14 protein-coding genes are annotated in these 16,021 nt (G+C 28.9%); 5 read left to right on the forward strand and 9 right to left on the reverse strand.

What is annotated here, in order from left to right:
• On the reverse strand, window positions 1-390 hold the full coding sequence (locus ECAJ_RS03915; RefSeq protein WP_044262050.1) for a hypothetical protein: 390 nt from the start codon (window positions 388-390) through the stop codon (window positions 1-3).
• A 22-nt stretch (window positions 391-412) separates the two neighbouring features.
• Here ECAJ_RS03915 and ECAJ_RS03920 point away from each other — a divergent pair, with 22 nt between their 5' ends.
• From ECAJ_RS03920 to mfd, 4 genes are all read left to right on the forward strand, one after another.
• A complete protein-coding gene (locus tag ECAJ_RS03920; RefSeq protein ID WP_044262052.1) occupies window positions 413-883 on the forward strand; it encodes a hypothetical protein in 471 nt (156 codons plus the stop codon).
• A 252-nt stretch (window positions 884-1,135) separates the two neighbouring features.
• Window positions 1,136-1,339: a hypothetical protein gene (locus tag ECAJ_RS05045; protein ID WP_155799206.1), complete on the forward strand. Its 204-nt coding sequence runs from the start codon at window positions 1,136-1,138 to the stop codon at window positions 1,337-1,339.
• A 461-nt stretch (window positions 1,340-1,800) separates the two neighbouring features.
• Window positions 1,801-2,376, forward strand: a complete 576-nt coding sequence (locus ECAJ_RS04890; protein WP_011304872.1) for a hypothetical protein — start codon at window positions 1,801-1,803, stop codon at window positions 2,374-2,376.
• 1,669 nt (window positions 2,377-4,045) lie between these two features.
• The gene (mfd, locus tag ECAJ_RS03930; protein ID WP_011304873.1) at window positions 4,046-7,432 is read left to right on the forward strand and encodes a transcription-repair coupling factor; all 3,387 of its coding nucleotides are present in this window, start codon (window positions 4,046-4,048) and stop codon (window positions 7,430-7,432) included.
• 1,189 nt (window positions 7,433-8,621) lie between these two features.
• Here mfd and ECAJ_RS03935 read toward each other — a convergent pair.
• The 7 genes from ECAJ_RS03935 to ECAJ_RS03960 all read right to left on the reverse strand — a co-directional run bounded on the left by ECAJ_RS03935 (window position 8,622) and on the right by ECAJ_RS03960 (window position 13,419).
• Entirely contained in the window at window positions 8,622-8,816 is a 195-nt protein-coding gene (locus tag ECAJ_RS03935; protein ID WP_011304874.1) for a hypothetical protein, read from the reverse strand.
• Window positions 8,817-9,083: 267 nt separating this feature from the next.
• Window positions 9,084-9,287: a hypothetical protein gene (locus ECAJ_RS03940; protein ID WP_155799207.1), complete on the reverse strand. Its 204-nt coding sequence runs from the start codon at window positions 9,285-9,287 to the stop codon at window positions 9,084-9,086.
• Between the two features lie 565 nt (window positions 9,288-9,852).
• Entirely contained in the window at window positions 9,853-9,999 is a 147-nt protein-coding gene (locus tag ECAJ_RS05050; protein WP_155799208.1) for a hypothetical protein, read from the reverse strand.
• A complete protein-coding gene (locus tag ECAJ_RS03945) occupies window positions 9,992-10,183 on the reverse strand; it encodes a hypothetical protein (protein ID WP_011304877.1) in 192 nt (63 codons plus the stop codon). Before ECAJ_RS03945 ends, ECAJ_RS05050 begins: the two co-directional genes overlap by 8 nt.
• 232 nt (window positions 10,184-10,415) lie before the next feature.
• A complete protein-coding gene (locus tag ECAJ_RS03950) occupies window positions 10,416-10,736 on the reverse strand; it encodes a hypothetical protein (protein WP_011304878.1) in 321 nt (106 codons plus the stop codon).
• Between the two features lie 768 nt (window positions 10,737-11,504).
• Window positions 11,505-12,242 carry a hypothetical protein gene (locus ECAJ_RS03955; protein ID WP_011304879.1) on the reverse strand — a complete coding sequence of 246 codons (738 nt, stop codon included), beginning with the start codon at window positions 12,240-12,242 and terminating at the stop codon, window positions 11,505-11,507.
• Between the two features lie 685 nt (window positions 12,243-12,927).
• Window positions 12,928-13,419, reverse strand: coding sequence for a hypothetical protein (locus tag ECAJ_RS03960; protein WP_011304880.1), 492 nt, complete (start codon window positions 13,417-13,419; stop codon window positions 12,928-12,930).
• A 231-nt stretch (window positions 13,420-13,650) separates the two neighbouring features.
• Here ECAJ_RS03960 and ECAJ_RS03965 point away from each other — a divergent pair, with 231 nt between their 5' ends.
• The gene (locus ECAJ_RS03965) at window positions 13,651-14,259 is read left to right on the forward strand and encodes a riboflavin synthase (protein WP_011304881.1); all 609 of its coding nucleotides are present in this window, start codon (window positions 13,651-13,653) and stop codon (window positions 14,257-14,259) included.
• A 135-nt stretch (window positions 14,260-14,394) separates the two neighbouring features.
• Here ECAJ_RS03965 and ECAJ_RS03970 read toward each other — a convergent pair whose 3' ends face one another.
• The gene (locus ECAJ_RS03970; protein ID WP_011304882.1) at window positions 14,395-15,798 is read right to left on the reverse strand and encodes an NAD(P)H-dependent flavin oxidoreductase; all 1,404 of its coding nucleotides are present in this window, start codon (window positions 15,796-15,798) and stop codon (window positions 14,395-14,397) included.
• Window positions 15,799-16,021: the final 223 nt, after the last annotated feature.

Here is a 16,021-nt window from a genome sequence, read left to right on the forward strand (position 1 = left end):
TTATACATCAAATACTATTAACGCTACTTCTGAAGTGATAACCACAGCCGTATCTTCCGTAGCAGAAACCACTGCTAGCATAGCAACTACAGTTATGAATGCTACATCAAGTGCTGTTAGCACAGCTGCTAACGCAACAAGTTCAGTAATATCTACTGCAGCAGAAAACGTCACTACTGCACTAACTACATCTACAGAAATCTTGTCAAATATTACTAGCACAGCTGTTAACGCAACAAGTTCAGCAATATCTACTGCAGCAGAAAACGTCACTACTGCACTAACTACAGCCATAGAAACTGCCACAAATATTGCTAACACCGCTATTAACACAACGTCTAGCATAGCTAACACTATACCAAGAACATCACGTTCTACAACAACATACACTGCACAAAGTTCAGATCATCATTTGAAAATTGTAGCAGCAACTTTGTTTGCAATAGTATTGATACTGATAGCAATAACATTAATAGTAAATCTAAATAGAAAATGCAACAAGGATAGGACGCGTAGAAATAGTGATGAAGAGATACAAGCACTGCTACAGCTGGTAAGCACAGTAGATAGATCTGCAGGTTCAGAAACACAAAATGTAGGACTAGATAGTTTCACAATGGAAAACCAAGAGGAATTATTATATGAGCCAAGAAGAAGATCACCATATCAGGAATTTATTGCTTTTGAAGATGGTAGTATATTACCAGTTTCTAGAAGATGTACAAATAGGGAACCGATTACAGCTGTTATAATGGTATCAGAAGACTCTGATGAAGAAGATCAAGAACATGAATCACATGACACATCTGATGATGGTACAATACCTGGTAGCGTTACTGAGCCAATGATACAATATCATTGCAATAAACATGCAAAAAAATAGATTACGTTAACAGTACAACATCAAATTGTAATACCTAGTTATCGTAATACTAAATCTACACGTAATTTTTGATTTTGTAATTGAACAACAAACGAAATTTGTAGATTTAATGGAATAAACTATTAAGTAATCTACCACTTATTTAGATATTTCATAAACATTTTAGTACTTGCATACTAACTTTTTGCATTCGCAGCTTATGTTTATAGAAATTATTATCATCGTCATGGAACTGGTCGTTACATAACAGTCGTGGAAGAGGAGAGTCAATATCCACGCCAATTATTAGGATCTCTTATGGATGAATCCCTTTCTGATTCAGTATTTGAAGAAGAAGAAACTGCAAGTGATTCAATTTTACAAACAAACCACACATCAAGTCCAAGTACAACTTTATCTGTATTATCTGATACACTAGAAAATCTAGAAGAAAAACATTGCACAACTAGACTATAGAAACTAAAACTCAGATATTTTATACATTTTCATTCAACTATCTATTCAGTTACATTAAAAGTAAAACTACATTCTCCAATACACAGTACACCAAAAATGTACTAATTCTATAATCAAAAAACTACAGCGTCATATTAATAATACTTAAGAATTTTACATTTTTAAACACACTAAAGTTATATTTAAATAATAACATCTAATACAGAACTACATATAGATAAGCGCGCATCATACAAATATAAATCTTTCACAGGGATAATATATTAAATATAAAATATAAATAACTAACTAATTAGGTAGTATTAACTTACTATTAGCAAATATTTTTATATAAATTAAAAAAGTATATTTTACTTTTACCAATTGAACTATTTAAAATAATATAAGTAAAAAAACTTATATCTATAAGCGGTAATCTAAATAAAAATCTTAACATATTGAATTTTAAATTCAGGTAAACTATGGACAATAATACTACAACGAACACAAGCACATCAGCTAATGCTACAGAAAGTACTACTAATACTTCTACTACATCTTTACAAAACCTTACTCAGTCTACACTAAATTCTACAGCAAACAACATAACACAATGTACAACATCTTCAACAAGTAATAGTACAACACCTTTAACAAGTAATAGCACAACTCCTACTAGTACTACAAGTAACACATCATCTCACATCAGCATTTTTATATTTTTTGCATTTGCCATATTGGCATTTGCTTTTATATTACGCTTATTACGTAATAGATTTAGGTGTAATGATAACAGTACTACTAACCATGATACAGCAAGAACTACACATCAAAATAAAGAAAATGTAAAACTTACATCCAACACACGATCTCAAAATGAACAAAACCAAGATCCAGATCCAGATCCAGCACCACAAACCCCACAACATTATGATTATTCCAGTTTTAGATCAGAATTTAGTGATAATGATCCACCTATTACACTACCTTCTACAGATTTAGCTTTACAACCACCTGACAGTATACAGCCTTACTGTACTGAAGAACACACTCTATAATATTTTAAAGAGATATCCACTCTCCCTATATATTGGGGTTATCCAATCAGCAAATCCTATTAAAATCATTCAGACAAATAAGTTGTATTACTTTGCATAAGTTCCTTCAGAGATACAATATTGCTAGCTATTGTTTTCTCTGATTGAACTAATGTTTAGATGAAATTTTACTAAAAAATTAAGAATTAACAAATATACATTAACTAAAATCAATTACTTCATCTGTACAAGTCACAACTATCATGCATATACTAAAATTTTGGTCGACACATATATAAATTTAAGCAGTTTATTTTGCTCAATACTATAAAATCATAGTTATTAAGATACAAAATACACTAAACTACTGACTTATTAATAACCAACTAATTATGTCTCACTTTAAAAAATATCAGAAATCAAAAAACTTACTTTCTATCTGGAAAACTCACAGAAAACATCACCTTTACTATACACACTGATTTTTTTTATTACACAATAAGTTATAATACTAGCAATTACAATTAGTATTGAAAAAGCCATTTATCTTACATTCCATAGCTTCATATACAGCATCTAATTCATCAGCCAAATAATAACTAATAGCTTAATTATGCTAATTAACAGCAAAATATTCTATGCAAAAAAGTTTTACAATAGAATTGATCAGTAGAAGTTTACTGCATTTTTCTATTAAAAATTATTCTTGTTCCACATTATAAAAATAATGAATGCATATTTCCTATAATCTTGCATCTTTTTACTTAATCTCTTATGCTAGCTCTACTTATCTGCTATATAAAAATACTTAATAGTAAAACAGATATATAACTAATAAAGAAAATATTTAAGTAATCAACAACATTGTCATATCAACATTATTTATAATACTGTTCTAAACCTACTTAAACTTAGTATTATATCATTTACACAATTGCTAAATCAGTAATACTATAAATAAAACATCTGTAATATACATATCCATTATACAAAATAAACAAATAATATCAGTTATACTTTAATAAATTTCACACTCCCATTTACAATACATAACAGAAGTATACATAAAAAGTTGAGCATGGATTTATCTTATAACATCCTATATTGTAATTTAGACAATATGTAGCAATCAGTAATTCATTTTAGACTATAAAACTACAAAGTAATAGAACAGATTAGAGAACTGTTTTACTATAGATATATTGATATAAAATATACACGGTACATACCATATATTAGAAAGGGTTATTAGTTCTATTTAAGAATATTATACCAAAAACTAAGATTAAGCTAATATTTATAAACAAGCACTAAAAGACCAAAACTACAGCATACTAAGATAACATAAAATCCTATCAACTTGTTATGTCATAATAAAAATATCATACAACAAACTATATAACGCAGCAGTAATTATACTAACTTCAGATAATTTATAGCATAATATTAACTGTATTCTAGGGTATAGAAATTTTATAGTAACTGCTACCTTATCATATTAGAACTAAAACAAAAATAGCTTAAGCATACCTATCAAGACAAGATATTGTTACAGCAACCCATCAATCTATATTACAACTCCATTATTATGATGAATAACTATAAAGACTTCTTTGTAAAATATAATATATTTCCATAGATTGTATTTTTTTGTTTACAATATCAATTACTAAAATCATTTAAATATTCTATGGGCAATATTAATAAATTTCTCAACATTCCACATACATTTGAGCCATTTGTTATTATAAAAATGTATGCCAAAAAACTTATCAATTCTGCAATATATATAGTAGATAAAGAAACACAATTACATGATCTAGCATCAATATTTAAGTTCTATATTCCAAGTCTTGAAGTAATAACATTCCCTGCATGGAATGCAATCCCATACAAAAAAAATTCTCCACACAATTCAGTAATGGCAGAACGAATTAAAGTTCTATATTCACTAACTACTAAATGCAATAACACACCTTACATTATCCTTTCAACAACTAATGCAATTATGCAAAAAGTACTCCCTCAAAATATTATATTACAGTCAGTACTAAAAATTACACTACAACAAAACATTACAAAACACGATATAGAATACTATTTAACACATTACGGATATAATCAATATTCAATAGTACAGGACACAGGTGAGTTTGCTATTCTCAATAATAGTATTGACATCTTCCCAATGACTTACAAAAATCCTATAAGAATTCATCTACACAATAATTTTATACAATCTATCAATTATTTTAATCATACCACACAACTAATAGACAACAACTCCTTTTTAGATGAGATTTTAATCTATCCAACTTCTGAACTAATCAAACAAAAAGCAACTATAGATCTCTTTTCTAGAATCTACAAAACAAAAACAAACCAAGATCAAAATTTATTAGATACAATAATTTCCGGTAAGAAACATACAGGAGAAGAAAATTTTTTACCTTTATTCTACAAAGAAGAATTAAAAAATATTTTCAATTATATACCACAAAACTCTACAGTTATTTTTAGTGATAGAATCATCAACGAAATAGAACAATATAATAGCCAAATATATTTAAATTATAAATCTCAATTATTTTATCAAGTACCTCCACATCAATTTTATATTAATCTTGAAGATTTTAAAACTATAACTCAACAGTTTAATAAGATTGTATTCTCACAACATAATAGTGCTAATAACAACAATTCCACATCTATAAATGCACAAAGTTTTAATATTACAACACAAATTCAACATGTTCCAAACTTTAAAGTTTTAGCACAAGATAAACAAGCCAACATATTTGAAATCCTAACACAATACATTAATACTACATGTCAGACAAAAAAACTAATAATAGCATGCAATTCCATCGGCTCCTTAGAATACATACAAAATAAACTTAAAACATTAGGTATTAAACTATATAAAATCAATCATTACCAAGAGATATTTTACTCACATAACATCACTATATTACCAACCAATCAAAGTTTTATAACAAAATCCACCATCGTCATAACAGAACATGATTTACTATATAAACAAGAAGTGACAAATAAAAGTAACATCTCAAATATTATTAATAATAATACCAATTTAGACATTGGTGACATAGTAATACACAAAGATTATGGTATTGGAAAGATAGTAGAACTTGAAACTACTAAAGTACTTGATAGCTACCATGATTTTATAAAAATAGAGTATTATAATAATGACAAACTATTTTTACCTGTAGAAAACATCAATCTTATATCTAAATACGGACAACAAAATCCTAACGTTACACTAGACAAACTAGGTAGCACATCATGGCAACAACGTAAAACTAAAATAAAAAACCACATCAAAAAAATTGCAAGAGAATTATTAGCTATAGAAGCAGCAAGGAAATTATCCACGGGTCAAATCTTTTGCAAAGATGAAAATTATCAACATTTCTGTAACGAATTTTCTTATACGGAAACAGAAGATCAATTACAAGCCATAAAAGATATGGAACATGACCTATCAAGTGGCAAAATAATGAACAGATTAATTTGTGGAGACGTAGGTTTCGGAAAAACAGAAATAGCACTACGTGCAGCATTCTTAGTAGCAAATAAGAATTATCAAGTAGCAGTTATAGTTCCAACAACTTTATTATGTAGGCAGCATTTTATTGTGTTTACCGAAAGATTCAAAAAATTTCCAAATATCAAAATCAAACAACTATCTAAAATAGTTGAAAGATCTGAAATCAAGAAAACAAAAGAAAGTTTATCATGTGGTCAAGTACAGATAATAATAGGAACACATGCTATATTAGCAAAGGATGTGACTTTTGCTAACCTAAGTTTGTTAATTATAGATGAAGAACAACAGTTTGGAGTAAAACAAAAAGAATCATTAAAAAAAATAAAAACAAACGTTCATGTAATTTCATTATCTGCAACTCCAATACCACGCACACTATACATGTCATTATGTGGAATAAAAGATTTAAGTTTAATAAAGACATCACCAAAAAACAGATTACCAGTAACAATTTGCACAACACACTATGACGATACCATAATAAAAGATGCCATAATACGTGAACACAATAGAGGAGGTAGAGTATTTTACGTTTGCCCACAAATTAGCAATATAAAAAGCATTAGTGATAACCTAACAAAATTAGTACCAGGAATTAAAATTAATACTGCTCATGGACAACTTCCACCAACACAGCTTGATACAATAATGAATGATTTCTTTGACGGTAAATTTACAATATTACTCACTACATCAATTATAGAATGCGGATTAGATATTCCATTTGCTAACACAATAATCATACATAATGCAGACATGTTTGGATTAGCTCAACTTTACCAACTAAAAGGCAGAGTAGGACGTAGCAACATAAAAGGTTTTGTATATTTTATATTATCAGAAAAAGTAACAAATAAACCTACTACCAAACTAGAAATTATACAATCAATAAATTCTATAAGTTCAGGATTTACTTTATCACTACATGATATGGATATCAGAGGATTTGGAAATTTAGTAGGAGAAGAACAATCAGGCAATATAAAAGATGTAGGGATCGAATTATATCAACAAATGCTAGAAGAAGAACTTAATATTCACAATGAAAATCCTAAAGATTTTGATCATATAAATATTAGTATCAATGTTAACATCAGAATTCCTGAACATTATATCAAAGACATAGGACTAAGAATGCGTGTATACAAAAAAATTGGCAATCTTAAGACAAAACAAGAGATAGATAACTATCATATAGAGTTAATCAACAAGTTTGGCAATTTACCAAATGAAGTAGAAAATTTACTAAACACTATATATATAAAGCAACTGTGTGCAAACATTGGTATCTACGAAATTGAGCAAGTAAAGAATATCATCTACCTAAGGATTCAGAGTAATACAACTTTCAAGCAAGAAGCACTTAATTATTTTATCAATAATCCTCTGATTTTCAAAATACAAAATAACAGCATATTAATGTTAATCAACAATAGCTCTTATTGTACTACAAGTTTTATTATACACCATCTTGGTAAAATAAACGCATTAAACTCAAGATAACTTTTATTAACAAATTTATCGAGTACAAAATCAAATAATAACAAACAATTAGTTAACTATAATATTACTAATTAAGCAACTTATACATTATAATCACATTATGTCATTTAAGAAAGTAGAATAAGAGTCCTATATCATGCTATACTAAAACAACTTAACATAGAATAAATTTACGATTCAATTAATAAGATCATATTACTAATTTTTCAATCATTATTTATTGATAAAAAAATACAATAGGAACATTCTAGGGTAAAAAATATCTTACTAGTGACAACAATTTCATTCCCATCACTTCAACTGCACCTTGTACTTCAAACTCTTCTCAATTTTCAATACCCAGCATTTCAAAACCTGGTTCTTCAGCCTCTAGAGCTCAATATCTAGGTCTTCAACATTTACACCATCATTACCAGGTTTCTAACATCCACTAAAAAACACATAATAATAAAACTTAACAATACCAAAAATAAATATACAAAAATCACAACAGACATATCATTTCGCATATTATTATCATCACCAACAAAATCACCTCTGTGGCACATAATGAATAATACTTACAATCAATACAACACATTTACTATAACATAAATAACTCAATAACAAAAAAACTACATACTAATTAATTATGTAAAAGTTATTGTGATAAACCAGAAATATGCTATACGGATAATCGTTCTATCAGGTATCTTTAAAAATACTGGAACATTCATGAGACAGAACAGTTTAAGCAACAATAATATAACACACAAGCAATCAATTATATAAAAGCTTACTATTGCCATTTTTTACAAAAATACATAAGGAATAAATACTGTTAAATTACTCTACCTATGCAAGATTAGTAACATGGTATTTTAACATAAAGTATTTAGTCTTGCACTCATATAACCTGTAATAATATTATGCTACATTATCTTTCCTTACAAATATAACAGTTTTGCTAGTTTATTTGACTCACATAGTAACATATGAAACATTCACATATATAACAATATAACCACTATCAAAAGACATATAGGAAATGCTTATTACTAAAATCTACTATTAGTAATGTACATCAATCTAGCTTATGACAGTCACTTTTTACTTAGCTTGACTTAACATTTTTTAAAAATTATCATATACAAACCATCAAAAGAGATTAGGCAACACACACTACTCTAAATCTAATAGTAAACAACCTTTATTTTAATTGTCTAAGACGATTACGCAAAGCAACAGGCTCAACATTTTGATTCTCAGAACGTTGTTCAGTCCTATCATGAGCCATACGCAATATACCAAATATCGCAAAACTCATAATAAGACACATAAACACATCTACCAAAGAAAACAAACACTCCATACACTTTATCTTGTGATCGTCATTATTACCCATAAAATATTAGCTAAAATATTAACAAGATACATTATATAATATAAAAAATGTTATTATACAAATTATTTAACTTAAATAATGAAAAAAATAAATACTAGCTGATTTATCAAAAAATATTGTAAATAAAATAGATAACACTATATGGTTAACTGGTATCTTACATACATCTAAGTAACCCACAACAAGGGAAATTTTTACAAAAAAACTGTTAAATATTTATATGTAAAAACAATGACTACTATAAACATAAATCCATAAACAGATAACTTATGTTCTGCAACATTTTCGAGATTGTACACTTTGCAAGTCTATGTCTTCACATGTGCCATTACTTCCACTTACTAAATCAGTATTAACACTAGCCTCTTCACTTTGGTTAGATGTATCATTACCTTTATCATGATCAGCATTACTTGCTTTGCACTGTTGTCTACTAACACAATCAAAGATGCTAGCATTTCTTTGAAACATGCTAACAAGTACCATCATTATCAGAAAGATAAAGACAACACAAACAATTATACTAATGCCACTATTACCCATATAAACACATACACTAAAATTACTATAAGTAACAAATTATCTTACGAAAACTGCATAAGATCAAAAAAACACATTTATCAAGTACACTCAGGGAATATAACATATAATCCCTCAAATACAAGAGTGACACTCTTGCTAAAATTCTTATCTTGTCATGCTATTGTCATGCACTTACACTGCTACATAATTAAGAAAATTCTCATAACAAAACTACATATACTTTAAGATCCAATGGTCTCTAAACAATTTAAAGTAGCAAGAGTACACAAATATATTTATCAATGTAAATACACGTAAAACATATCATCAACTTCAATAAACCACATAGAAAATCTACTAATACTTGTTTAAAATCATAAAACTGCACAGAGTTGATAGTTTTTTTTATATACTTCAACACGATCTTAAAACATTTGAAGCTTCACTACATAAAACAGTCAAAAACTGACTCACCATTTTTCTGTATCTCTTGCTTGTTGTAATATACCAATTACTAATCACCAATACCAAGATAACCCTGAAGGTTCCTCTGTTCTAATACAACATCAGCTCGTAATTGATTTTCATTATACCTGTCTGCACGTTCTCGCATAGCACGGACCCTACGTTCAGCTTCTAAATCCTTCACCATTTTATCCATATCCACCAATCCACAAGAAATAAAGTGCTGACTTAGGTTCTTCAAATTGTCTTCTATTATCTGCGCACTGACCAGATTTATCTGCAAAGACACTATACAATTCTAAAACAACAGCAACCAGCACACCTAGTGCTATCATAACAAGAAGACAAATGTTAAGCACAGTCAAACCATCACCAGACATATCAATACCTTAAAAAACACACACTCAATTCTTTACCTAATATATTATTTCCTAGTAGTTCTACTACTTTATTTCTATTCTATATTTTAGCACCAAATGCTCCTTCTTTGCTATGAAGCTAGTTGATCATATAAACAAGAACTTATCCAATAGTTCTACATTCTAAAACTGACAATTAAACATGGCACTCTAAACTTCTTATTATTATACCATATTATTATTTAATTAACAATTACCCACCACTTGTTACTACCATACAATTATGACTTTCTCTTGCACTGTTAACAACACACCTGAATATATTTTCTACATGTTCTACATTCAACTGTGGCACTGGCCGCGCTACAAGTTGAACAGCTTCATTTCTATCGTTCTCAGATTCATCAGCTAATAACCCATGTTCCTCCATTTCTAACTTATCTCTTACTTTTCTATCGCTACTACTTTTTTGTATACAACGGGAAATCATGCACACAATTAACAAAGCAGCAACCAACAGTACTACAGCAACTATAATAGGAAGCAATACCTTTAAATAAAAATCACTTGACATGCAAATACCTAAAAACACACACTGATTTCTTAATTATACAACTATATTACTTAATTTTTCAACTAACAATTATATAGCCTTTGATATACAGTAGTTCTTACTGTTATATTGATATCCTATTATTATACTACTCTTATTATCTTCTTTAAAAACTGATTATTTAATACAAACCCTTCAAGTGACCAAACCATCAATTGTTTAAAATCTACTGTTAGCTCTTATATCTCCTTCCTGTATTATTACCACCTACCATATAAGCAAGTCTCACACCAATCCTACAAAAAATCATCCCTAATATATAAGTATATTATTACAATTAATTATAATGCTACTATGTACATAGCAAAAATTTCATAGTTGCTCTCCATACAAACATTACAAAAATATATTTTTTACCACTTACCGACCCACTTCTATACCTTTGTTATCTTCTTGATCTTGTACTTGTTACACCACCATCATTACCATCTCTCTATCCACGTTGCCATTTCCGACCTAGACACTGTCTAGCTGATTATCCAATACAACTTTTTTAAGGTATTCAACTCTGTGCAAAGTTTCCAGACTGTTACATTTCTCTTCCCACCAAATCATTACCTATTCTGACACCTGCAATATAACCAACTGTAGGTTATATAATAACATTAACAAATTACGTATTATATTCAATATATCTGCATAGTAAGTGATAACATTAAGCAATTAGCAAAAATCAACTTAATATGATTCTAATGTAATTTATATAAACTTGTAATAAATACAGAAATATTATAAAAATGTACTCATTTCTGTTACTTTCATTTCAACAACAACATTTGTAGACATAGTATTTAAAGCTATTTCCTCACAACCAATACTACTACTATCAGAACCTTTTTCACTTATATCAGTTCTAGCCCCACCACAAATACTATGTAACTCTTCTTCACATTGATTAACTGATAAACCTTCATCTCCTTCTGTACTAATATCATTTCGTTGCCTTACTATATTTTCCTTAACATTACAACAGATAGATCTTTCTCTACTTTCACAACCAATACCATTATTCTCAACTTCTGCTTCACTAAAAAATCCACGTATCATAAGATCACGATGTCTTTCCTCTCGAAAACCACGCATAAAGTGATAACAAATACGACGAATCACACAAACAAACCCAAGAGCTAACAAACAATAGAAAAATTTATTCCAGTCATCACTTGAACTACTCGTATTAATTACGCTATGATTAGTATTTCTCAGCACATCATCAATAGTACTATTTACAAAATGAATAGTATCATTATCGATTGTAGGTAATGTATTGTTCAATGCACTAGATCCTGTCACTGCATTTGTATTAACCACGGTACTATTGAAAAAAGTAGTAACATAATTAACCAATGTATTATATACTCCTGTAACATTACCACGTATTGTTCCTAGTGTACTATTTGTAGTATTATTGAAAAAATTTGAAGTAAGAGAAGCAAATACACCACTGATAACATCTAGAAATGACATAAGTGAAAATTGCAATAACACAACAATTAATTATAGCATGATATTCACAAGAAATCATTTGTTAAAATAATACCACAAAGTTAAAACTTCTTTATAAAATACTCTCATACTATATATAAACATAGTAAAACAACATGCATTATCTATATAACGAGTTCTATCTACATCATTACCTCAATCAACCTATAAATATCAAAACATATTATCAACCTTAATATAGATCCGTAAACATCTCTCTCCACAATAACTCTCATTTATACTCTTATAGGAAAAATGTGAAACAATTACAAATCTATTAAGTACTGATATAAATACTCTAGATCATATCAATATATAGTACACAATAGTACTGGCAATTTCCGTGTATTAAAGAACTGTCAAGATAACATATATCAACAACACTGATAAATTAAGTAACTACAGCAAAACTTACTAAATATTAAGTAAAGTAACATTAAACATTTTAACAATAACACCACATATCCTCTTGTATCAAGAGAATCATCGACTTAAAAATATATAACAGCATTGACAAAATCAGCTATCAAAAAAATCTGCACCAACACATATTCAAAAACCTATATTCTCTTGTACTAAGAAAATCATTCCATAACATCTACAAGGTATAGACAAATTAAGTTAGAATAGAAAGATAATATTAACATAAATCATCTTTTACCAACATCTAACTAAAATTACTAGGATAATACATCGTACATTCTCTATTATTACTATTATTACTAGGAGAACTCATTAATGTTTTTGGAAAATGTGTTTCTTCTACTTTTCTTTGTCGCAGTTCAACATCATCCATTTGTTGTAGTTCTACTTCATCACTAACAGCATTACAAAAAGTCACACCAGAAGTACTAGGTTGGTCCATTTTTAACGTATCAGGATTTTGAGCGCATCTCATATACCTTTCCCGCAATACAGACTCATTACGATTAAGCCAAAACATACATATTCCTACCGCAACTACAATAAAAATTCCAGCTACAATAATAGAAATAGCAATAATATTATCTCCTATTACTTTATCACCATTAGCATCATGAATTATTAAATCAGTCTGATTAGCAACTGTATTATTAAAAAACTCATCACCTAAATCTAATGAGAAATTACTAGTACTATTTACAATACTAAATGCTGAAGATTTTAAATCACTAAACATATAAATAATCCTTTTTTATTAAAAAATATTACAAAAAAAATTAATACATATTGATAATAAAAAATATATTTTATTAACAAATTATTATAATTATTGGAATATATGCTAACTTTATAAAAAAGCAAGTTAATTTTTTAAATATTTTAGATAAATAATTCTTTTAAACTTTTATCATTGACGTTTTCTGTTCAGTATATTAGGATGGTGAATTCTATCTTCTATACATGTAACATGTTTAAAGGTATAGTCGAGGATATCGGCACTGTGATCCAAGTACGTAATACAAAAAACTGTGATAGAAGAGTTTCAATCAAACCAAGTAATTTTAAGTTTTTAAGTGAAACAAAGTTAGGAGATTCTATAGGATGTTCTGGTATTTGTTTAAGTGTAGTAGAGTTAAACGATGATTATTTCGTTACTGACGTTTCAGATGCAACTTTATCTATTACCAATGCTACATATTGGGAAGAAGGAACCAAGGTTAACCTAGAATTACCAATAAGAATAACTGATAGATTAGATGGACATTTTGTACAAGGGCATGTTGATGGGATAGGGAAAATTACATCAATCATTAAAGTCAATAGCTCTCACAATATAGAGTTACATGTACCAGATACTCTGCTAAAATACACGATAACAAAAGGATCAATCGCAATAAACGGAGTATCATTGACTATTAATTCTATATCTAATGGAATATTATCAGTAAACATTATTCCCCATACCTGGGAAAAGACAACTTTTCAATATAGTAAAGTAAACGATATTATTAATATAGAAGCAGATATACTAGCAAAACACTTAGAGCAATTGTACATATATAATATTAAAACATAGCTATATTATTTACAACAATATAAACCTACCAATGAACTTTAAATGAAAAGATGTATTTTGACACCCATCCAATATAATAATAAAGCATGGAAATTTTACATACAAAAAAATTATCAATGATAAAACTACAAATATTCAATATCCAGTTAAAATTCTATCAACAAGCTCCTGTACTGTAGGAATATAACCATCCTTATAAAACTCATCTTGTACAAACTTATATGCGTTATGGCCAGAAAACATCAGCTCATGTTCATGATCTGCACCAGCAACAATATTTTGTAAAGTTTTCTGAATACAAAAACTACGAACATCTGGTTTAATACCAGTGTTATAGTCTCCATGATCTTTCCAATTACTGAATTTACAATGACTCAAACATCCCATACAATTTATTTGATCTTCCCTAATGCTTCGTGACTTACTCTGCGTAACAAATATCAAAGTATTATCCGGTGTTTTCAAAGCATCTGTATAACCCATTGCAATCCAAGATTCTGATAACTTTTTATCATAGGGATGAACATACACTTTTCTTCCTCTACTACCAATAGAGAGCTCTGCGCTGCACTTTTCAGTCATTTCATTTTCAAACGCAATTTGACGTTCATTACGTCCTTGTAATTCTTTTATAAATTCATTTTTAACTGCAGAAGAATAAAATCCTGTAGGACTAAATTTATTCAAAAATACATCACCAGGCTTTAAAGACATTAACTTTTTCTTCCATTCAGCAGAGATTGGACTTTCCTGAGTTAATAAAGGTCTTGTTCCAAATTGAAATGCTATAGGACCAATTAAACTATTGTCTAACCATTCTTCCCAATCCTTTAAGTGCCAAACACCTCCTGCCATAATTAATACAACATCAGACAACCCAACTTCATTCATATATGTACGTATTGCTGAAACCCTTTCAAAAGGATCTTGTGGATTATCAGGAGACTCACTATTACTAAGCCCATTATGACCACCTGCTAACCAAGGATCTTCATACACAACACCACCAAGAAGTGTTTTAGAAAATTTCTGATAAGAACGCTGCCATAAAATTTTAAATGCCCTCATTGATGACACAATTGGATAATAATAAACTTGATACTGAGAAGCAATTTCAGCTAATTTATATGGCATACCAGCACCACAAGTAATACCGTGAATTAACCCTTTTGCTTTTTCAAGTACACCATGAAGTACACGCTGCACACCTCCCATTTCCCATAGTACATTCATATGTATTCTTCCTAACCCTTTTGATATCTCATGAGCCATCTTAGCCTGACTCACTGCTGCATCAATGCTATAGTTTATTAATTCATTATGACGTTCTAACCTGGTTTTACCACGATATATCAAAGGAATATGCTCACCATTATCATCAATTAATCTAGCACATGCTCCAGAAAAAGTACCTACAGCAGAAGCAGCAGCAAAAGCACCCGCACTCCTACCATCACTCACACCTATACCTTTGCCACCTTCTATTATTGGCCAAACACTTTTTCCGGAAATGAATACCTTATTAATTTTTTTACGCAAATCTAAACCTTAATCTATTAACAATAACTATATACTTTCTACTATAGGTGAGAAAATCAATTTGTTACTTTTATCACCTTTTTCACAACTTAACAAGCAATATCAATATCACAATAAACTATTCAACTTCTCATTTCTTATGAGAAAAACGACAGATATTTATTATAAATTTCACATACCTTGACAAAAGAACTAGTAAATCCTAAATTTTTACTGTTAAACA

It is taken from the genome of Ehrlichia canis str. Jake (genome assembly GCF_000012565.1).
GTDB classification, from domain to species: Bacteria; Pseudomonadota; Alphaproteobacteria; order Rickettsiales; family Anaplasmataceae; genus Ehrlichia; species Ehrlichia canis.

What these genes read in the sequence shown, in the direction of transcription:
- ECAJ_RS04890 (WP_011304872.1), top strand. Translation starts at nt 1,801, where the DNA reads ATGGACAATAATACTACAACGAACACAAGCACATCAGCTAATGCTACA.
- mfd (WP_011304873.1), top strand. Translation starts at nt 4,046, where the DNA reads ATGGGCAATATTAATAAATTTCTCAACATTCCACATACATTTGAGCCA.
- ECAJ_RS03935 (WP_011304874.1), bottom strand. Translation starts at nt 8,816, where the DNA reads ATGGGTAATAATGACGATCACAAGATAAAGTGTATGGAGTGTTTGTTT.
- ECAJ_RS03940 (WP_155799207.1), bottom strand. Translation starts at nt 9,287, where the DNA reads ATGTTTCAAAGAAATGCTAGCATCTTTGATTGTGTTAGTAGACAACAG.
- ECAJ_RS05050 (WP_155799208.1), bottom strand. Translation starts at nt 9,999, where the DNA reads ATGGATAAAATGGTGAAGGATTTAGAAGCTGAACGTAGGGTCCGTGCT.
- ECAJ_RS03945 (WP_011304877.1), bottom strand. Translation starts at nt 10,183, where the DNA reads ATGTCTGGTGATGGTTTGACTGTGCTTAACATTTGTCTTCTTGTTATG.
- ECAJ_RS03950 (WP_011304878.1), bottom strand. Translation starts at nt 10,736, where the DNA reads ATGTCAAGTGATTTTTATTTAAAGGTATTGCTTCCTATTATAGTTGCT.
- ECAJ_RS03955 (WP_011304879.1), bottom strand. Translation starts at nt 12,242, where the DNA reads ATGTCATTTCTAGATGTTATCAGTGGTGTATTTGCTTCTCTTACTTCA.
- ECAJ_RS03960 (WP_011304880.1), bottom strand. Translation starts at nt 13,419, where the DNA reads ATGTTTAGTGATTTAAAATCTTCAGCATTTAGTATTGTAAATAGTACT.
- ECAJ_RS03965 (WP_011304881.1), top strand. Translation starts at nt 13,651, where the DNA reads ATGTTTAAAGGTATAGTCGAGGATATCGGCACTGTGATCCAAGTACGT.